General features: G+C 58.6%; 16 protein-coding genes and 1 rRNA gene. 8 read left to right on the top strand and 9 right to left on the bottom strand.

Annotated features, from left to right (window positions below; all coding sequences use genetic code 11):
• Positions 1-49: 49 nt before the first annotated feature.
• Positions 50-1,591 (bottom strand): 16S ribosomal RNA (locus AC6I7J_RS19110).
• A gap of 544 nt (positions 1,592-2,135) precedes the next feature.
• On the opposite strand from AC6I7J_RS19110, the gene mdtD reads away from it, so the two are divergent.
• Complete coding sequence (gene mdtD / locus AC6I7J_RS19115) at positions 2,136-3,539, top strand: multidrug transporter subunit MdtD (protein WP_021508168.1); 1,404 nt, start codon at positions 2,136-2,138, stop codon at positions 3,537-3,539.
• Here the strand turns inward: mdtD and rbsR are convergent.
• From rbsR to AC6I7J_RS19150, 7 genes are all read right to left on the bottom strand, one after another.
• Complete coding sequence (gene rbsR, locus AC6I7J_RS19120; RefSeq protein WP_498006443.1) at positions 3,536-4,528, bottom strand: ribose operon transcriptional repressor RbsR; 993 nt, start codon at positions 4,526-4,528, stop codon at positions 3,536-3,538. The two genes, mdtD and rbsR, sit on opposite strands and share 4 nt — an antisense overlap.
• Positions 4,529-4,532: 4 nt before the next feature.
• On the bottom strand, positions 4,533-5,462 hold the full coding sequence (gene rbsK, locus AC6I7J_RS19125; RefSeq protein WP_264250027.1) for a ribokinase: 930 nt from the start codon (positions 5,460-5,462) through the stop codon (positions 4,533-4,535).
• Between the two features lie 64 nt (positions 5,463-5,526).
• The gene (rbsB, locus tag AC6I7J_RS19130) at positions 5,527-6,402 is read right to left on the bottom strand and encodes a ribose ABC transporter substrate-binding protein RbsB (RefSeq protein ID WP_021508171.1); all 876 of its coding nucleotides are present in this window, start codon (positions 6,400-6,402) and stop codon (positions 5,527-5,529) included.
• A gap of 27 nt (positions 6,403-6,429) precedes the next feature.
• Complete coding sequence (rbsC, locus tag AC6I7J_RS19135) at positions 6,430-7,401, bottom strand: ribose ABC transporter permease (RefSeq protein ID WP_021508172.1); 972 nt, start codon at positions 7,399-7,401, stop codon at positions 6,430-6,432.
• A complete protein-coding gene (gene rbsA, locus AC6I7J_RS19140) occupies positions 7,398-8,906 on the bottom strand; it encodes a ribose ABC transporter ATP-binding protein RbsA (RefSeq protein WP_058758228.1) in 1,509 nt (502 codons plus the stop codon). The genes rbsC and rbsA overlap by 4 nt, the downstream gene beginning before the upstream one ends.
• Before the next feature lie 7 nt (positions 8,907-8,913).
• Positions 8,914-9,333: a D-ribose pyranase gene (gene rbsD / locus AC6I7J_RS19145; protein WP_021313542.1), complete on the bottom strand. Its 420-nt coding sequence runs from the start codon at positions 9,331-9,333 to the stop codon at positions 8,914-8,916.
• A 172-nt stretch (positions 9,334-9,505) separates the two neighbouring features.
• Complete coding sequence (locus AC6I7J_RS19150; RefSeq protein ID WP_058758226.1) at positions 9,506-9,901, bottom strand: YgiW/YdeI family stress tolerance OB fold protein; 396 nt, start codon at positions 9,899-9,901, stop codon at positions 9,506-9,508.
• A gap of 170 nt (positions 9,902-10,071) precedes the next feature.
• Here AC6I7J_RS19150 and qseB point away from each other — a divergent pair, with 170 nt between their 5' ends.
• Together qseB and qseC are read left to right on the top strand one after the other, a co-directional pair.
• Positions 10,072-10,734: a quorum sensing response regulator transcription factor QseB gene (gene qseB / locus AC6I7J_RS19155; RefSeq protein ID WP_264241070.1), complete on the top strand. Its 663-nt coding sequence runs from the start codon at positions 10,072-10,074 to the stop codon at positions 10,732-10,734.
• Entirely contained in the window at positions 10,731-12,062 is a 1,332-nt protein-coding gene (gene qseC, locus AC6I7J_RS19160; protein ID WP_222951454.1) for a quorum sensing histidine kinase QseC, read from the top strand. Before qseB ends, qseC begins: the two co-directional genes overlap by 4 nt.
• Positions 12,063-12,073: 11 nt before the next feature.
• Here qseC and kup read toward each other — a convergent pair whose 3' ends face one another.
• Entirely contained in the window at positions 12,074-13,942 is a 1,869-nt protein-coding gene (gene kup, locus AC6I7J_RS19165; protein WP_021508177.1) for a low affinity potassium transporter Kup, read from the bottom strand.
• A gap of 299 nt (positions 13,943-14,241) precedes the next feature.
• Between kup and ravA the strand changes: the two genes are divergently transcribed.
• From ravA to mioC, 5 genes are all read left to right on the top strand, one after another.
• Positions 14,242-15,738, top strand: a complete 1,497-nt coding sequence (gene ravA / locus AC6I7J_RS19170) for an ATPase RavA (RefSeq protein ID WP_059012074.1) — start codon at positions 14,242-14,244, stop codon at positions 15,736-15,738.
• On the top strand, positions 15,735-17,195 hold the full coding sequence (gene viaA / locus AC6I7J_RS19175; RefSeq protein ID WP_058770715.1) for an ATPase RavA stimulator ViaA: 1,461 nt from the start codon (positions 15,735-15,737) through the stop codon (positions 17,193-17,195). The genes ravA and viaA overlap by 4 nt, the downstream gene beginning before the upstream one ends.
• Before the next feature lie 71 nt (positions 17,196-17,266).
• Positions 17,267-19,405 carry a 5-histidylcysteine sulfoxide synthase gene (ovoA, locus tag AC6I7J_RS19180; RefSeq protein WP_498006446.1) on the top strand — a complete coding sequence of 713 codons (2,139 nt, stop codon included), beginning with the start codon at positions 17,267-17,269 and terminating at the stop codon, positions 19,403-19,405.
• A gap of 105 nt (positions 19,406-19,510) precedes the next feature.
• The gene (gene asnC, locus AC6I7J_RS19185) at positions 19,511-19,972 is read left to right on the top strand and encodes a transcriptional regulator AsnC (protein ID WP_007893613.1); all 462 of its coding nucleotides are present in this window, start codon (positions 19,511-19,513) and stop codon (positions 19,970-19,972) included.
• 154 nt (positions 19,973-20,126) lie between these two features.
• The gene (gene mioC / locus AC6I7J_RS19190; protein WP_021508182.1) at positions 20,127-20,567 is read left to right on the top strand and encodes an FMN-binding protein MioC; all 441 of its coding nucleotides are present in this window, start codon (positions 20,127-20,129) and stop codon (positions 20,565-20,567) included.
• Positions 20,568-20,684 lie beyond the last annotated feature (117 nt).

Below are 20,684 nucleotides of genomic sequence, written 5' to 3' on the forward strand. Positions count from 1 at the left end.
TTTCTATCAGACAATCTGTGTGAGCACTTCGCGGGAAAGTATCTTCAGGTAAGGAGGTGATCCAACCGCAGGTTCCCCTACGGTTACCTTGTTACGACTTCACCCCAGTCATGAATCACAAAGTGGTAAGCGCCCTCCCGAAGGTTAAGCTACCTACTTCTTTTGCAACCCACTCCCATGGTGTGACGGGCGGTGTGTACAAGGCCCGGGAACGTATTCACCGTAGCATTCTGATCTACGATTACTAGCGATTCCGACTTCATGGAGTCGAGTTGCAGACTCCAATCCGGACTACGACGCACTTTATGAGGTCCGCTTGCTCTCGCGAGGTCGCTTCTCTTTGTATGCGCCATTGTAGCACGTGTGTAGCCCTGGCCGTAAGGGCCATGATGACTTGACGTCATCCCCACCTTCCTCCGGTTTATCACCGGCAGTCTCCTTTGAGTTCCCGGCCGAGCCGCTGGCAACAAAGGATAAGGGTTGCGCTCGTTGCGGGACTTAACCCAACATTTCACAACACGAGCTGACGACAGCCATGCAGCACCTGTCTCAGAGTTCCCGAAGGCACCAAAGCATCTCTGCTAAGTTCTCTGGATGTCAAGGCCAGGTAAGGTTCTTCGCGTTGCATCGAATTAAACCACATGCTCCACCGCTTGTGCGGGCCCCCGTCAATTCATTTGAGTTTTAACCTTGCGGCCGTACTCCCCAGGCGGTCGACTTAACGCGTTAGCTCCGGAAGCCACGCCTCAAGGGCACAACCTCCAAGTCGACATCGTTTACGGCGTGGACTACCAGGGTATCTAATCCTGTTTGCTCCCCACGCTTTCGCACCTGAGCGTCAGTCTTCGTCCAGGGGGCCGCCTTCGCCACCGGTATTCCTCCAGATCTCTACGCATTTCACCGCTACACCTGGAATTCTACCCCCCTCTACGAGACTCAAGCCTGCCAGTTTCAAATGCAGTTCCCAGGTTAAGCCCGGGGATTTCACATCTGACTTAACAGACCGCCTGCGTGCGCTTTACGCCCAGTAATTCCGATTAACGCTTGCACCCTCCGTATTACCGCGGCTGCTGGCACGGAGTTAGCCGGTGCTTCTTCTGCGGGTAACGTCAATCGGCAAGGTTATTAACCTCACCGCCTTCCTCCCCGCTGAAAGTACTTTACAACCCGAAGGCCTTCTTCATACACGCGGCATGGCTGCATCAGGCTTGCGCCCATTGTGCAATATTCCCCACTGCTGCCTCCCGTAGGAGTCTGGACCGTGTCTCAGTTCCAGTGTGGCTGGTCATCCTCTCAGACCAGCTAGGGATCGTCGCCTAGGTGAGCCATTACCCCACCTACTAGCTAATCCCATCTGGGCACATCCGATGGTGTGAGGCCCGAAGGTCCCCCACTTTGGTCTTGCGACGTTATGCGGTATTAGCTACCGTTTCCAGTAGTTATCCCCCTCCATCGGGCAGTTTCCCAGACATTACTCACCCGTCCGCCACTCGCCACCCAAAGAGCAAGCTCTTCTGTGCTGCCGTTCGACTTGCATGTGTTAGGCCTGCCGCCAGCGTTCAATCTGAGCCATGATCAAACTCTTCAATTTAAAGTTTGATTTGCTGCAACGAGTGCAGCGATGCTCTGTGAATTAAACTTCGTAATGAATTACGTGTTCACTCAGCAAAGACTTGATATTTTTTAAAGCCCGTAGGCTTGTGATATCAATCCTGCGAGTGCCCACACAGATTGTCTGATAAATTGTTAAAGAGCGGTGCGACGCGGCGTTCGGCCTGCTGTCGCGAGGTGGCGTATATTACGCTTTCCTCCTTCAGAGTCAAACACTTTTTTCAGCGTTTTTCTCCGGCGGGGTGAATCGCTTCACACCCTGCTGAGCCGCCTGCGTTGCCGCTTTGCCGTCTCAGTGGTGGCGCATTATAGGGAGTTAATCTGAAGTGACAAGCATTTCCTGAAAAAAATTGACCGAAAGCTACTTTTTTATACGAACGCGGTAAAAACAGACATTTCCCGGCCAATAATCAGGCAAATCAGCTCTCACAGCGGCACAAATCAGCGCCATCCTCGCAGCGACCGATGCTATCCTGTTTAACTTACGCTCTTTGCTGACCGATTTTCTTCAAGAAGGATTTTCAATGATTCGCTCCGCGCGCAGTATGGCCGGCCTGCCCTGGATCGCCGCCATGGCGTTTTTTATGCAGGCTCTCGACGCCACCATCCTGAATACCGCGCTTCCCGCCATTGCCACCAGCCTTGAACGTTCCCCACTCGCCATGCAGTCCGCTGTCATCAGTTATACGCTCACGGTCGCGATGTTAATTCCGGTCAGCGGCTGGCTGGCCGATCGCTTTGGCACGCGTAAGGTGTTTATTGTGGCGGTTTCCCTGTTCACGCTTGGGTCACTGGCCTGTGCGCTGTCCGGATCGCTGAGCATGCTGGTGGTTTCGCGCGTGGTGCAAGGCGTTGGCGGAGCAATGATGATGCCGGTAGCGCGTCTGGCGCTGCTGCGCGCCTATCCGCGCAGCGAACTGCTGCCGGTACTCAACTTTGTCACCATGCCCGGCCTGGTCGGACCGATTCTTGGCCCTATGCTCGGTGGTCTGCTGGTCACCTACGCCAGCTGGCACTGGATCTTCCTGATTAATATTCCTATCGGCATCGCCGGCATCTTCTATGCACGCAAATATATGCCAGACTTCACCACGCCAAAACGCCGCTTCGATTTCGGCGGCTTTATGCTGTTTGGTTTTGGTCTGGTGCTGATCTCCATCGGCATCGAGCTGTTTGGCGAGCGTATCGTATCGCCGTGGCAGGCGGTGCTGGTGCTGGTCAGCGGCGTGGTATTGCTGCTGCTCTATATTATGCATGCGCGCCGCCATCCGGCTCCGCTGATTAGTCTGCCGATGTTTAAGACACGCACGTTCTCCGTCGGGATTATCGGTAATATTGCCGCGCGTCTCGGTACTGGCTGTATTCCGTTCCTGATGCCGCTGATGTTACAGGTAGGATTTGGCTATCCGGCGATCATCGCCGGCTGCATGATGGGCCCTACGGCGATTGGCTCGCTGCTGGCTAAATCCACCGTGACTCAGGTGCTGCGCCGCTTTGGCTATCGTAAAACGCTGGTGGGCATTACGGTTATCATCGGCGTGCTGGTCGCCAGCTTCGCGCTGCAGTCGCCGGACGGAAGCATCATCATGTTGCTGGTGGCGCTGTTTGTACTGGGCATGGCGATGTCGACCCAGTTTACCGCCATGAATACCATCACGCTGGCGGATTTGAATGATGAGAACGCCAGCGGCGGCAATAGCGTGCTGGCGGTAACGCAGCAGGTGTCGATCAGTTTTGGCGTGGCGGTCAGCGCCGCCGTGCTGCGCTTTTACCAGGATTTTGAGAGCACCACGGTGCAGCAGTTCCACGCCACCTTCTTTACCATGGGTGTGATTACCGTGCTGTCGGCGCTGGCGTTTCTGATGTTACGGCCGGGGGATGGCCGTAACCTGATCGCCAACCGCGAGAAAACGCGTAAAAGCAGTTAAACCGAACCGCGCTCCACCAGCTCCGGCGTCAGCACCAGCGTTTGCTGGCTGGCGTCGGGATCGCTCATACGATGAATCAGCGTATCAATGGCCAACTCGCCCAGCTCATCTTTCGGCTGATGAATGGTACTGAGCGGCGGCGTCAGATAGCGCGCCAGCTCAATGTTGTCATAGCCCATCACCGCCATATCCTGCGGCACGCGCAGTCCCGCCTGATACAGGGCGTGATAGACGCCTACCGCCATCGCATCGTTGCTGGTAAACACCGCCTGCGGTGGCGGATCGAGCGCCAGCAGCTGATTCATGGCGTTAAAACCGCCCTGAAATTCGAAATCGCCGTCCATCACATAGCCCGGCGGCACCGCCAGCCCACTGGCTGCCATCGCCTGATGAAAACCGTCCAGACGCAGGCGCGCCGGGGTTTTATCCAGCGGCCCGGCAATACAGGCGATGCGGGTGTAACCGCGGTCAATCAGATACTGAGTGGCCAGTTCGCCGCCCAGCAGCGCGTTATCCTGAATAATATCGCCGCGCCCTTCAAACGGCGCCCAGTCCATCATCACCATCGGCACCGAAGGATAGCGATTAAGGATTTCGGCGGAGGGCAGATGGGTTTCCGTGCACATCATCAGCAGGCCATCCACGCGCTTCTGCATCAGCGTTTCAAGGCTGCGATTCATGCGTTCTTCATCGCCTTCGGTATTGCACAGAATCAGGCTGTAGCCGCGTTCATAGCAGCTGTTCTCTACACCACGCACCACTTCCGAGTAGAACGGGTTGCTGCTGGCGGTCAGTAACATACCAATGGTGCGCGTTTGCTTGATCTTCAGGCTGCGCGCCAGCGCCGACGGCGCGTAGTTTAATTCGCGAATCGCCTGTTCCACTCTGTCGCGCACCTGTTCGCTAACAAAACGGTTGTTGTTGATAACGTGCGAAACGGTGGAGGTGGAGACGCCCGCCAGACGGGCGACATCTTTCATGGTAGCCAAGCGCTTAACCCTGTTGCTGCAGGAATGCGTCAATCTCAGTGCGCCATGGCACTGAGGGCTGTGCGCCCGGGCGCGTCACGGCAATGGCTGCCGCCGCATGGGCAAAGCGAACCGCATCCTGCATCGCCACGCCTTCCAGCCGCGCGGTAATGAAGGCCCCGTTGAAGGTATCACCGGCAGCGATGGTATCCACCGCCTGCACGCTGAAGCCGGGAATACGCTGTCCCTGGCCCTGCTCGCTGAGCCATACGCCGCGCCGGCCCAGCGTAATCAATACGGTATCAATGCCTTTAGCGTGCAGCGCCTGGGCTGCCCGCGCCGCGTCGTCGTCGTTATTGACGGCGATGCCCGTGAGGATTTCCGCTTCGGTTTCATTCGGCGTAATAATGTCGATCAGCGCCAGCAGCTCATCAGAGAGCTGGGTCGCCGGCGCCGGATTGAGGATCACCTGAGTGTGACCGGCGCGCGCGATGCGGGCCGCGGCCAGCACGCTGTCCAGCGGCGACTCCAGCTGCATCAGCAGCGCATCGGCCGAACGAATCACCTGCTGGTGGCGCTCCACACAGGCTGGCGTCAGCGCCGCATTCGCGCCTGAGTAGATGCCAATGTTATTTTCGCCTTCGCCATTCACGAAGATCATCGCCACGCCGGTGGCTTCCTGCGCCACGGTTTCCACCGGAGCGGTATCAATCTGGTCCTGCTGCAGCTGCTGGCGAATACGTTCGCCGATGTCATCTGCACCCACGCAGGCAATAAAAGCAATGTCAGCGCCGGCACGGCCAGCCGCGACGGCCTGGTTGGCCCCTTTACCGCCAAAGGCAACCTGATACTGTTTCCCGATCACCGTTTCACCCGGACGGGGAAAATGGGCGAGGTTGAGGATGTGGTCGGCGTTGATGCTGCCGAGTACCGCCAGTTTTGCGCTTTTGCTCATAGGGAGTTATCCAGGAAGTTGCGCCACCACGAGGGTGGCGCGTTGCCATGCTTTTCTTTGGGTTTTATTTAGTAACCAGTTTCAGGTCAACCGGGTTGATCGCCTGCACTTTTTCGCCCTTCAGAACTTTATCTGCGGTATCGACGCCAATCATACCAATCTTGTCTGGCATCTGTGCAACGGTCGCGCTGAGTTTACCGGATTCTACCGCCTTCACGCCGTCCGCGGTGCCGTCAAAGCCCACCACCAGCACGTCGGTTTTGCCTGCAGTCTGCAGCGCACGCAGCGCGCCCAGCGCCATTTCATCGTTCTGGGCAAAGACTGCCTGCACGTCCGGATGCGCCTGCAGCAGGTTCTGCATCACGTTCAGACCTTTAGTACGGTCGAAGTCGGCCGGCTGGCTGGCCAGCACGTTGAATTTGTGCGCGTCAGCGGCCTGCTTAAAGCCTTCGCCACGCTCGCGGGCAGCGGAAGTGCCGGCAATGCCCTGCAGCTCGATGATTTTCGCGCCGTCGCCCAGTTTCTTCGCGATGAAATCGCCGGCCATTTTGCCGCCGAAGCGGTTATCAGACGCCACGTGGCTGACAACTTTACCCTGCGCCGCCATACGGTCCAGCGTAATCACCGGGATGTTCGCCTGGTTAGCCATTTTCACGGCATTGCCGACCGCGTCAGAATCCGTTGGGTTGATCAGCAGCAGTTTGGTGCCGCGCACGGTGAGATCCTGCACGTTTGCCAGCTCTTTTGCCGGGTTGTTCTGTGAGTCGAGCACCACCAGGTTATAGCCCAGCTTATCGGCTTCTTTCTGTGCGCCATCTTTCAGCGACACAAAGAACGGGTTATTCAGCGTTGAGACCACCAGCGCAATCGTATCCTTAGCCATCGCGCCAGCACTGAGGGTGGCGCCAAGGATGACGGCCAATGCAGTTAACTTTTTCATTTCTTTAATCCTGTGTGAAGGTCAGAGTTACTTACTGCTTTTGTTATCCACCAGCACCGCCAGCAGAATGACGACGGCTTTGACAATCATCTGGTAGTAAGACGATACGCCCATCAGGTTGAGGCCGTTATTGAGGAAGCCGAGAATCAGCGCACCGATCAGCGTGCCCATAATGCGCCCTTTACCGCCCGCGAGGCTGGTCCCACCCAGCACCACCGCAGCAATCGCATCCAGTTCATAACCGGTGCCCGCCGTCGGCTGCGCGGAAGAGAGACGCGCCACTTCGATGGTGCCCGCCAGCGCCGCCAGCAGGCCGCACAGCGAATAGACGATGACTTTAACGCGGTTAACGTTGATGCCGGACAGGCGCGTAGCCGCTTCGTTACCGCCCAGCGCATAGATATAGCGGCCGAGGCGGGTGTGATGCAGCATGTACCACGCCAGCGCGAACACCACCGCCATCAGCCATACCGGCGTCGGAATGCCCAGCGGACGGCCAATGCCGAACCAGCCAAACAGATCGGCGTTATCGCTGAAGCCGGTGTTGATCGGACTGCCGTTGGTGTAAACCATGGTGACGCCGCGCAGCAGCAGCATCATCACCAGCGTAGCGATAAACGCCTGCACCTTGCCGCGTGCCACAATCACACCGGTAATGGCACCAATAAAGGCGCCGAGCGCCAGCGATGCCGCCACGGCCACCAGCGCATTGACTTCCAGCCCGACAATCGATGCCGCGACCGCGCCGGTCAGCGCCAGCAGCGAGCCGACCGAAAGGTCGATGCCTGAGGTCAGAATCACCAGCGTCATGCCCACCGCCATGATGGCGTTGACCGATGTCTGCTGCAGGATGTTGAACATGTTGGGCAGCGTGAAGAAGTTCGGGCTCTGGCTGGCGACCACGGCGATCAGCACAATCAGCGCGATCAGCGATTTCTGCTCCAGCAGCCAGGCTTTGCTGAACCAGCGACGGCTGGCAGGTAAGGTTTGGGTACTCATACAACTAACTCCTCGCTGTGTTGCTTACCGACCGCCGCTGCCATCAGGGATTCCTGGGTAGCCTGCTCACGGGAAAATTCGCCACTCAGATGGCCTTCATGCATCACCAGAATACGGTCGCTCATGCCCAGCACTTCCGGCATTTCCGACGACACAAGGATGATGCTCAGCCCTTCGGCTTTAAACTGGTTAATTAACTGATAGATCTCTTTTTTCGCCCCGACATCGACGCCGCGCGTCGGCTCGTCGAGGATCAGCACATCCGGGCGCGTCATCAGGCCACGCGCAATCGCCACTTTTTGTTGATTACCGCCAGACAGCAGACCGATCGGCTGCATCATTGACGGCGTTTTCACATTGAACAGGCGAATAAAATCGCCCACCGCCAGCTGCTCTTCGGCGTGCTTCAGGCCGCCATCGGCGCGGCTGAAGTAGCGCAGCGCGGTCAGCGACATGTTCTCTTTGACCGACATCCCGAGCACCAGCCCGTCACGCTTACGGTCTTCCGAGATATAGACGATGCCGTTGGCCAGGCCGTCCTGCGGCGAGCGGGTGACAATCTCGCGGCCGTTAAGCGTCACTTTGCCGTGCGTACGCGGCAGCGCGCCGTACAGCACCTTCATTAATTCGGTGCGGCCCGCGCCCATCAGACCGGAGATGCCGAGAATCTCGCCCTTACGCAGGGTAAAGCTGACATCTTCTACGCCCGGTCCGCTAACGTGCTCGACACGCAGCCGCACCTCGCCCGGCGTCTGATCGAGATGCGGATACTGATCCTCAAGCTTGCGGCCGACCATCATTTCGATCAGGCCCTCTTCGCTGAGATCGCCTACCGCGCGCTCGGCAATAAACTGGCCGTCACGGAACACGGTGACGTCATCGCAAATCTCAAAGATCTCTTTCATGCGGTGGGAGATATAAACAATGCCGCAGCCCTGCGCTTTCAGCTCATTGATGACGCGGAACAGCGACAGGGTTTCGGTATCGGTCAGCGCGTCGGTCGGTTCATCCATAATGATGACCTGCGACTCGAAGCTGAGCACTTTGGCGATCTCCACCATTTGCTGGTCGCCAATCGACAGATCACCCACCAGCTTGTGGCTGCTGAAGCGCAGATTGAGGCGCTTTAACAGCGCATCCGCCGCGGCATACATCTGTTTCCAGTCGATGCGGCCAAAGCGGTTAACGAATTCACGGCCGAGGAAAATATTTTCCGCAACGGTCAGCTGCGGGATCAGGTTCAGCTCCTGATGGATGATGCCGATGCCGGCTTCCTGAGACGCTTTCGGCCCGGAGAACGTCACTTCTTTGCCCAGCCAGTGCAGCGAACCGGCGTCCATGCTGTAGATGCCGGTCAGCACCTTCATCATGGTGGATTTGCCCGCGCCGTTCTCTCCCACTAACGCCATCACGCGCCCGGGATAAACCGCCAGCGACGCGCCGTTGAGCGCCTTCACGCCGGGAAATGATTTTTCAATTCCCCTGAGTTGCAATAACGGTTGCATAGCGGCCTCAGAAAGTGACGCCCGCGCTCAGGATGACATTCGCATACGGAGAGCACTCTCCGCTGCGAATGACCGCCTGACTGCGCTGAGTGTGTTGTTTGAACTGTTCATGGCTGGTGTAACGAACGCTAATCACATTCCCCTGGTGCTGTTGCAAGGCTTCGAGCACAGCGATCAGCTGGCTGTGGAGTTGCGGATTGTGTTGTTGGATCTCTTCTGCTATCAGGGCGCTCTCAACCTGCATCTCCTGCGTGATGACCTCCACCACCTGTAAAAAATCGGGCGTACCGGGCGTCAGCGCCAGATCGATGCGCTGTGGACCGGCCGGGATCGGCAAGCCCGCATCGGCAATCGTCAGCGTATCGGTATGCCCGAGGCGGGCAATCACATGAGAGACTTCAGCGTTTAACAGGCGACCTTTTTTCATTTATTCCACTCCACAGCGAAACGTTTCGCTGTCTGGCAGTGTATTAAATGTACATGGCAACTCAATGACGGCATCACGGAAATGTGATCGCCATCGAAACGTTTCGCCTGGGCCGGGGAAAATTTGAGTTTGGCGGGATGGCGGAGCCCACGACGTGGCTCCGCAGAAGAGGTTAGGGCAGTTTACGCACCTGTTTAACGTCCAGTTCAATCGAATTGAAATCCTTATCCAGTTCGCCGGTCAGCTCGACCTGATCCTTCGGCGTAATGGTCTGGCCGTTCCAGCGTTTGTGGTCGATCTCCACTTTCATGCTGCCGCTGCTGTCGCGGAACAGATAATCTTCATCGCCGATCTGCTTATCAAGCTGGCCGCGCACGGTGATCCAGCTGTCATCCTTCATCTCTTCGGCCTGTTTTACCGTCACCACACTACTATTATCGGCCTTAAAACCGCCGGCTTTAGCCTGAGCGGCTGGCGCGTTAGGGTCGACAAAGCCACCCTGCTGGGCGGCTAACACCGGGGTTGCCGCCAGGGCGATAATGGCGAACAGCGCTGCACTCTTTTTCATTTTTCACCTCATTTCCATGTCTGTGCGGATTACGGGAGCTATTTCACCACAGGGTTCTTAACAAGATCTTAAGGGAAAAAAAGAAGGGAAAAATAAGCCAAAACAGGCGAATGACGCTGTACAAGCGCGCATCTGCTTCGTATAAACCCCCAGGTAACCGGGAGAAACGCATGCGCATTTTATTAATTGAAGACGATACGCTGATTGGCGATGGCCTGAAGGTCGGCCTGACCAAACTGGGTTTCAGCGTCGACTGGTTTGTCAGCGGCGAAGCCGGATTTCAGGCGCTCAACGCGGCGCCATGGGATGCCGTGGTGCTGGATCTGTCGCTGCCGCAACGTGACGGGCTGGACATCCTGCGCCAGTGGCGTGAGCAGGGCGCGGATGTCCCGGTGCTGATCCTCACCGCACGCGATGCGCTGGACCAGCGCGTGCAGGGCCTGCAACTCGGTGCCGATGACTATCTGTGTAAGCCGTTTGCGCTGACGGAGGTGGCCGCGCGTCTGCAGGCGCTGATTCGTCGCCGTCACGGTCAGCTGCAGCCGGAGCTGCGTCACGGCAGGCTGGTGATGGCTCCCGGCAGCCACAGCGTGATGTTGGATGGCGAACCGCTCAGCCTGAAAAGCCGTGAGCTGGCGCTGCTGGAGCTGTTCCTGCGCAATCCCGGTCGCGTACTGACGCGCGCACAGCTGGAGGAGAAACTGTACAACTGGGACGACGACGTCTCCAGTAACGCGGTCGAAGTGCATATCCACCATCTGCGTAAAAAGCTCGGCAGTCAGTTCATCCGCACCGTGCACGGTATTGGCTACACGCTGGGAGCGGCAGAATGAGTCTGTTCCTGCGGCTGGCCATCGGCTTTCTGCTGTTAATTATTCTGTGTGGTGCCAGTGCCACCTTTAGCGCATGGCAGCAGACGCGCGACACCGTTAATGAGCTGTTTGATACCCAGCAGATGCTGTTCGCCAAACGCCTGCTGGCGCTGGATGCCAGTCGCCTGCAGGCCGCCTCGCTGCCAAAAACCAAAGCGATTCTGCGCCACCATCGCGGCGATCAGGATGACGACGCGCTGGCCTTTGCGCTGTTCAGCGCCGACGGCAAACCGCTGCTGAACGACGGCGAAAACGGCCGCGATTTGCAGTTTACAGCGGATCGTGACGGCTTCCACGATGGTCGCCTGCGTGGCGATGACGATCGCTGGCGGCTGCTGTGGCTGACGTCAGCCGATAAGCAGTGGCGCGTGGTGGTCGGACAGGAGTGGGAATATCGCGATGACATGACGCGCGATCTGGCACTGAGCAGTCTGCTGCCGTGGCTGGTGGCCATGCCGCTGATGCTGCTGTTGCTGCTGGCGCTGGTGTGGTTTGAGCTGCGTCCGCTGAAACGCCTGACTGCATCGCTGCAGCAGCGCGCGCCGGATGATGCAACTCCGCTGACGCCGCAACGCCTGCCGCTGGAGGTTAAGCCGCTGGTGGCGGCGCTGAATGGCCTGTTTGCCCGCATGGCACAGCTGGTCCAGCGCGAGCGACGGTTTACCTCCGATGCGGCGCACGAGCTGCGCAGCCCGCTGGCAGCGCTGCGCGTGCAGAGTGAGGTGATTCAGCTGGCCGGCGATGACGAGGCGATGCGTAACCATGCGCTGCAGCAGCTCGACAGCGGCATCCTGCGCGCCACGCGGCTGGTCGATCAGCTACTGACGTTGTCGCGGGTCGAAGCGGACGATCTGCGCAGCGAATTTCAGCCGGTCCCCCTCGCGCCGTTGCTGCACCAGCTGGTGACTGAACATCAGGCACAGGCGGCAGCGCAGCACACCAGGCTGACGCTGACGGCTGACGCGGAACCGGTGATGAACGGTCATCCACTGCTGCTGGGTTTACTGCTGCGCAATCTGCTGGATAACGCGCTGCGCTACACGCCGTCCGGCAGTGAGATTCAGCTGCGGCTCAGCGCGCGCAGGCTGGAGATCGCGGATAACGGACCGGGCGTCAGCGCAGAGCAGCTGGCGCGGCTGGGCGAACGCTTCTGGCGACCGCCGGGGCAGGCGCAAACCGGCAGCGGGCTTGGCTTGTCGATTGTGAAAAATGTGGCTCAGCTGCACGGCATCCGGCTGACCTTCAGCGCGGTGCAGCCGCAGGGGCTGCGCGTCACCCTCAGCTGGTGACGCGCGATGCGTCAGATTTCGACCTGAGTACCGAGCTCGATTACCCGGTTAGGCGGAATTTCAAACTGATCCGGCGCGCGCAGGGCGTTGCGCTGCAGCGCAAGGAACAGCTTGCCGCGCAGACGCAGATACCACGGGCGTTTGCCGATGATCAGCGACTCGTGTGACATAAAGAACGAGGTTTCCATCATGCGGCAGTTGAGCCCTTCGAGGCCGCAGCGGTGGAAAATCTCCTCGACGTTCGGCGTTTCGCGCCAGCCGTAGCTTGCCACCACGCGCCAGAAGGTGGGCGACAGCTGCTCAATGGTCACGCGACGCACGTTGTGCACATAAGGCGCATCTTCGGTACGCAGCGTCAGCAGCACCACGCGCTCGTGCAGCACCTTGTTGTGCTTCAGGTTATGCAGCATGGCAAAGGGGATGACATTGAGCGCCCGTGACATGTAGACCGCCGTGCCCGGCACGCGCACCGGCGGCGATTTCTCCAGCGAGGCGATCATCGCCTCCAGCGAATTGCCATGCTCATGCATACGACGCAGCAGGCGGAAGCGCTCGCTCTTCCACGTGGTCATCACGATAAACATCATCAGTGCCAGCGTCAGCGGCAGCCAGCCGCCGGAGAACACTTTGACCAGGTTAGCGGAGAACAGCGAAACATCGATGCACAGCATCGCGATGAGAATCAGCACCACCAGGTAGCGATTCCAGTGCCAGTTCTGAATCGCCACCGTTGAACACAGAATGGCGGTCAGCACCATGGTACCGGTCACCGCAATCCCGTAGGCGGCCGCCAGATTACTGGAGTGCTCAAAGCCGACGATAACAATCACCACAGAGAAATAGAGCAGCCAGTTGATCACCGGAATATAAATCTGGCCAGATTCCTCTTCGGACGTGTGCACGATGCGCATCGGCGGCAGATAACCAAGACGCACCGCCTGGCGCGTCAGCGAGAATACGCCTGAGATCACCGCCTGCGAGGCGATCACCGTGGCCAGCGTAGCGAGAATCAGCATCGGAATCAGCGCCCAGTCCGGCGCCAGCAGGAAGAACGGGTTTTTGATGGCCTCCGGATGCTCCAGCAGCAGCGCACCCTGGCCGAAATAGTTGAGCACCAGCGACGGCAGCACCACCACAAACCATGCCAGGCGAATCGGAAACTTACCAAAGTGGCCCATATCGGCATACAGCGCTTCAACGCCGGTGATCGCCAGCACCACCGCGCCCAGCGCGAAGAACGATACCGTTTTGTACTGAATAAAGAAGTGCAGCGCCCAGTACGGGTTCATGGCGTGCAGCACCTCGGGATTATTGATGATACTGCGCGCGCCCAGCACCGCCAGGATGATGAACCACAGCAGCATTACCGGTGCAAACAGCTTACCGACAATGCCGGTGCCGTGTTTCTGAATCACAAACAGCAGCGTCAGTACCGCAATCGCCAGCGGCACAATGTAGCTATCGAGGCTCGGCGCGGCGATCTCCAGCCCTTCGATGGCCGAAAGCACGGATACCGCTGGCGTGATCACTACTTCCCCGTAGAAGAAGCTGCCGCCAATCAGCCCCATGATCACCAGAATCGCCGTGGCGCGCGCGCCGGTATTGCGGCCCGCCAGTGACATCAGCGTCAGAATCCCGCCTTCACCGGCGTTGTCGGCGCGCATCACATAACTAATGTATTTAAGCGAAACCACCAGAATCAGCAGCCAGAAGATCAGCGACAGAAAGCCAAACACCGCCTCGCGTTCCACGCCAAAGCCGAACTGACCAGAGAGACACTCGCGCAGGGTATAGAGCGGGCTGGTGCCGATATCGCCATACACCACGCCGATCGCCGCCAGAGTGACTGCGCCAAGGGACTGTTTCTTATCCGAGCTCATAAGTTGTCTTTTGTTGGAGCCGCGCAGGCCTCAGCCCGGCGCTCAGATCATCAAAAAGCGCACAGTATGCACATATTCCCGAAAAAACCTACTTTTACCGTCTGGCCTTCCGCCGTCAGCACGGCGTTTTTTCGCCGAAAATCGGCGCGAAATGCGCTGAAAACCCGCGATTTGCCTCACCTCAACCTTCTGAAACAAAAAAGCTGACGGCTATCAACGCTTTCACGCATGATAAACAGTAGAGTATTGCGCTCGCCAGAATATGACGGCACCAGGATCAGAAGGACAATGATGTGATTATGGCTCAACCCCATCTTTTGGCAGAAAGAATTTCTCGCCTCAGCAATGCCCTGGAGAAAGGGCTGTATGAACGGCATCATGCCATTCGTCTCTGCCTGCTGGCAGCGCTGAGCGGCGAAAGCGTGTTTCTGCTGGGGCCACCGGGCATCGCCAAGAGCCTGATTGCCCGCCGCCTGAAATACGCCTTCCAGCACGCCCGTGCCTTTGAATACCTGATGACCCGTTTTTCCACGCCCGAAGAGGTGTTTGGCCCGCTGTCGATTCAGGCGCTGAAAGATGAAGGACGCTATCAGCGTCTGACCAAAGGCTATCTGCCGGATGCCGAAATTGTCTTTCTGGATGAGATCTGGAAAGCCGGTCCGGCGATTCTCAATACGCTGCTCACCGCCATCAACGAACGTCGCTTCCGCAACGGCGACAGCGAAGAGCCGATCCCGATGCGCCTGCTGGTCACCGCCTCCAACGAACTGCCGGAGGCCGACAGCGGTCTGGAAGCGCTGTACGACCGTATGCTGATCCGGCTGTGGCTCGACAACGTGCATGAAAAGCAGAACTTCCGCAGCATGCTGACCCACCAGCAGGATGAAAACGCCAACCCGGTGGCGGAATCGCTGTGCATCAGCGATGAAGAGTATCAGCAGTGGCAGAAAGGCATCAGCCAGGTCAGCCTGCCCGATCATGTGTTTGAACTGATCTATCAGCTGCGCCAGCAGCTGGAGAACCTGCCAGAGGCGCCGTATATCTCCGACCGCCGCTGGAAAAAAGCCATCCATCTGCTGCAGGCCAGCGCGTTTTACAGCGGCCGTGTGGCGATTGCCCCGCTTGATCTGATCCTGCTGAAAGATTGCCTGTGGCACGACGTGGCGTCGATGCAGCTGCTGGACCGTGAAATTGATGCGCTGATGACGCAGCACGCGTGGCAGCAGCAGGCGATGCTGCACACGCTGCAGCAGATCAAAGCGCGCCGGCTGGCGCTGCAACAGCAGCAGAGCGTGGCGCAGGCGCTGACGCTGGAGAAGCACAGCGGCATGTTCAGCCGCAAACCGCACTATGAATTACCGGCCTCGATCACGGACGAACAGCTGACCCTGATGCTGCAACAGCCGCTAACGCTGCACGACATGCAGGTCACGCACGTGGTGGTGGCACGCGATGCGCTCAATCAGTGGCTGCTGAAAGCGGGCGAGATCCGCGGCAAGCTCAACGGCATCGGCTTTGGACAGACGCTCGACCTGCTGGTGGATGCGCACCACTGTCTGACGCTGCGCGACGTCAGCCTGCAGTCCACGCGCCTCACGCTGCCGGGTGCCGCCAGCAGCAGCGACGTGCCGCAGGAAATCATGGAAGAATACGACGCGCTGGAGGCCCAGCTGCGCGCGCAGCGCACGCTGTTTAGCCAGCACCAGCGCTGCCTGTTTATCAGCGACGACTGGCTGGCACGGGTCGAAACCAGCCTGCAGGATGTGGCGGAACAGCTGAAACAGGCGAGAAAATGATCTCGCTGGAGACGCTCAGCACGCTGCTGTCGATTGGCGAAACCGAGCTGATCGAAGAGCTGATTGTGGCACTGCTGGCCTCGCCACAGCTGGCGCTGTTCTTTGAAAAATTTCCGCGCCTGAAACAGGCGATGATGGGCGAGCTGCCGCGCTGGCGCGCCGAGATTGCCGCCCAGATGAAAACCACGCCGGTGCCGGACGCGCTGGCGCGCGAATTTCAGCTCTTCCAGCAGATGCAGCTGCTCAGCAGCCACGCCTTCAGTGAGCAACTGCCCGCCATCATGACGCAGCTGAAAGCGCTGCCGTCCCCGTTTATCGAAGAAGCCAGCAAACTGCTGCTGCATACCGACAGCGCCCAACTGAGCAATGCGCAGCACACGCTGTTCCTGCAGCGCTGGCGCCTGAGCCTGACGCTGCAAACCCTGACGCTGAACGAAACCCTGCTGGAAGAGCAGCGGGAACGCCTGATGGCTGAGCTGCAGCAGCGCATGGCCATCAGCGGCCAGCTGGCGCCGATTCTGACCGATGACGACGAAGCCGCCGCCGGACGCCTGTGGGATCTGAGCAAGGCACCGCTGCAGCATGGCGACTATGAGTTGATTGTGCAGTACGGCGATTTCCTCGCCCAGCAGCCGGAACTGATGAAACTGGCGCAGCAGCTGGGACGCAGCCGCGAAGCGAAATCGGTACCGTCACAGGATGCGCCGCTGGAAGCGTTTCATCAGCTGGTGCGCGAGCCGGACAACGTGCCGGAAGAGGTCAGCGGCATCCATCAGAGCGACGATGTGCTGCGTCTGTTGCCGCCAGAGCTGGCGGCGCTGAGCATCAGCGAACTGGAGCTGGAATTTTACCGCCGGCTGGTGGAGAAACGCCTGCTGACCTACCGGTTACAGGGCGATGCCTGGCACGAGAAAGTGACGCTGCGCCCGGCCAGCCATCAGCAGCACGAAGCGCAGCCGCGCGGCCCGTTCATCGTCTGCGTGGATACGTCTGGTTCGATGGGCGGTTTCAATGAACGCTGCGCCAAAGCGTTTTGTCTGGCGCTGCTGAAGGTGGCGCTGGCCGACAGGCGGCGCTGCTACATCATGCTGTTTGCTCACGAAGTGATTGGCTACGAGCTGACCGCGGATAACGGCATCGAGCAGGCAATCCGTTTTCTCAGCCAGCGTTTTCGCGGCGGCACCGATCTGGCCGCCTGCCTGTCTGCGGTGGTCACGCGTATGGAGGGCAGTCAGTGGCAGGAAGCCGATGCGGTGATCGTTTCCGATTTTATCGCCCAGCGTCTGCCGGACGACATCGTCAGCACCATTAAACAGCGCCAGCGTCACCACCAGCAACGCTTCCACGCCGTGGCGATGTCGGCGCACGGCAAACCCGGCATTCTGCGCATTTTCGATCACATCTGGCGCTTCGATACCGGCCTGAAAAGCCGCCTGCTGCGCCGCTGGAAACGCTAATTCATCAGGCAGAAATGCTAATTTGCTATAGTGAATTACCCGCTGTGTTTAATCAGCTTACGGAGTTCACTGTGACAACCGCTCATCTTCACGATCAATTGCCTGCGCCCACCCGCACCGTCCGGCTTTCCGGCAGCAGCAGCGACGCCAAACGCGCCGAACTGCTGGCCTATTTCACCCAGACCTGGGAGCTGTACGAAAGCCTGTTCGACTGCCTCGCCGATGAGCGCGCGTACTTTAATAAAGCCATCACCCTGCGCCATCCGCTGATCTTCTACTTTGGCCATACCGCCACTTTCTACATTAATAAGCTGATGGCGGGCGGTTATCTGCAGCAGCGCATTGACGATCGCATCGAGGCGATGATGGCGATCGGCGTGGATGAGATGAGCTGGGACGATCTCGACGACAGCCATTACAGCTGGCCGGATGTGGCCGAGGTGCGCGACTACCGCGGCAAAGTGAAAACCGTGGTAAGTGAATTCATCCGCACCATGCCGCTGGATCTGCCGATTGACTGGGACAGCCCGGCGTGGGTGATTCTGATGGGCATTGAGCATGAGCGAATTCACCTTGAAACCTCCAGCGTGCTGATCCGCCAGCTGCCGCTTGAGTGGGTAAAACCGCAGCCGCACTGGCCGGCGTGTCCATACGCGCGCCACGATCGTGCCTCGGTACCGGCCAATACATTGGTGGCGATGCCAGGCGGACACGTCACGCAGGGTAAAACCGATGATACCTACGGCTGGGATAACGAATACGGCAGCCTTTCAACGGAGCTGAAACCGTTCAAAGCCAGCAAAATGCTGGTGAGCAACGCCGAGTTCTTTCATTTTATTGCCGCCAACGGCTATAACGAACGCCGCTGGTGGGATGATGAAGGCTGGGGCTGGCGCGAGTTTGCTCAGGCGCAGATGCCGACTTTCTGGGTCGGTGACATCGCGCAACCTGACGATCTCCGGCTGCGTCTGATGACCGAAGAAGTGGCGATGCCGTGGGACTGGCCCGCCGAAGTGAATCAGCTGGAAGCGGCGGCATTCTGCCGCTGGCTGGCAGAAGAGAGCGGCAAAGCGATCCAGTTACCGTGCGAAGCCGAGTGGATGCAGCTGCGCGAGCAGGTTGCCGGCGATCAGCCGGACTGGATCGACGCGCCGGGCAACATCAATCTCGCCCGCTGGGCCTCTTCCTGTCCGGTAGACCACTTTGCCCAGGGTGACTTCTTCGACATTGTCGGCAACGTCTGGCAGTGGACCACCACGCCGACCAACGGCTTTGAAGGCTTCAGGGTACATCCACTGTATGACGATTTCTCCACGCCCACCTTTGACGGCAAACATGCGCTGATCAAAGGCGGCAGCTGGATCTCCACTGGCAACGAAGCGCTGAAATCCTCACGCTACGCCTTCCGGCGCCACTTCTTCCAGCATGCCGGTTTCCGCTACGTGGTTTCCTCGCATCAGGAGAGCATGGCGCTGAATCCGTATGAAACCGACAGCATGGTGTCGCAGTACCTCGACTTCCAGTACGGCCCCGGCTATTACGGTGTGCCGAACTACGCGGCGGCGCTGGTCGATATCGTGCTGCCGCACTGCGCGCAGCGCGGCCACGCGCTGGATATCGGCTGCGCCACCGGTCGTGCCAGCTTTGAACTGGCGCGCCATTTTGCTGCGGTCACCGGCATGGATTACTCGGCGCGCTTTATCGACGTGGCGCTGCAGCTGACCTCGGGTGAGGATTTCCGTTACGTGGTGCCGGAAGAGGGAGAGCTGGTGGAGTATCGCCAGGTGCGGCTAAAAGAGTTTGGTTTCGATGAGACCCTGGCGCAGCGCATTCAGTTTGTGCAGGGCGATGCCTGTAACCTGAAACCGCAGCCCGATGGCTACGATCTGGTACTGGCCTCTAACCTGATCGATCGCCTGCGCCAGCCGAAGCGCTTCCTGCAGGACATCACGCCGATGATCCGCTCCGGCGGTTTGCTGGCTATCTCCTCACCTTATACCTGGCTGGAAGAGTTCACGCCGAAGGAGAACTGGCTGGGCGGTTTCCGTGAAAACGGTGAAGCGCTCACCACCTGGCAGGCGCTGCAACGGCTGCTGCGCGATGCCTTTGAGGAAGTTGCGCTGCCGCAGGACGTGCCGTTTGTGATTCGCGAAACCGCGCGTAAGTTCCAGCACACACAGGCCCAGCTGACGCTGTGGCGTAAGCGCTAAAAAGCGTGCAGACAGCGGCAGCTCCGCTGTCTGCGCCTTGCCTGTCCCGCTAATTTGCTGCACATTCTCCCTGTTCAGAGAAGAAGAACCTAATGAGGATGGATGATGGCGGAACACCTGCAACTGGATAATCTCGACCGCGGCATTTTAAATGCGCTGCTGCAAAACGCGCGCACCGCGTACGCCGAACTCGCCAAGCAGTTCAACGTCAGCCCCGGCACGATTCACGTGCGCGTCGAGAAGATGCGCCAGGCGGGGATTATTCTGGGTACGCGCGTGGAGATCGATCCACGGCAGCTCGGGTTTGATGTCTGCTGTTTTATCGGCATCATTTTGAAAAGCGCGCGCGACTATCCGGCAGCGCTCAGCAAACTGGAAGCGCTGGATGAAGTGGTGGAAGCCTGGTACACCACCGGCCACTACAGCATCTTTATTAAAGTGATGTGCCGATCAATTGACGCGCTGCAGCAGGTGCTGATCAACAAGATCCAGACCATTGATGAAATCCAGTCCACCGAAACGCTGATCTCCCTGCAAAACCCGATCATGCGCACCATCAAGCCGTGATCGGCTTCCCCGCTGTGCATAACCTTATCCCGGGCGGATCGCTTTTGTGATGCGCCTTGTCGCCTGATGCTATCGGCGATTAACCCTGTTTTCCACAGGTGGATCACCGCTTGATCACAGCGTACAATGCTCGCCTTTAGTGCGGGAGAGCATCATGGCCGATATTACCTTAATCAGTGGCAGTACCCTTGGCAGCGCCGAATATGTCGCTGAACATCTGGAAGAGAAACTGCAGGAAGCAGGCTTTTCAACCGAACTGCTGCACGGACCCGAGCTGGATGAGGTGCCGCAGGAGGGCGTCTGGCTGATTGTCAGCTCAACGCACGGTGCCGGCGAACTGCCGGACAACCTGCTGCCGTTTTATGAAGCGCTGCAGGAGAGCCAGCCGGATCTGTCAGGCGTACGCTTTGGCGCAGTGGGTATCGGTAATCATGAATACGATCTGTTCTGCGGTGCGATCAAGCTGCTGGAGACGACGTTAACGCAGCTGGGCGCCAAACGCATTGGCGATCGGCTGGAGATCGACGTGCTGGAACATGAGATTCCGGAAGATCCGGCGGAAGTGTGGGTCGCCAGCTGGCACCCGCAGATTTAAGACGATCTTTGCTGGTCGGGGATCGGGTATTTGTGTCGATCCCCAGTTGATTCCGCTTTTTTATCGCCTTTTACCTGCGTCGCTCTGTGGATAAGATCCGTTATTTCATGCGTATAA

This window comes from Type-C symbiont of Plautia stali, assembly GCF_059730935.1.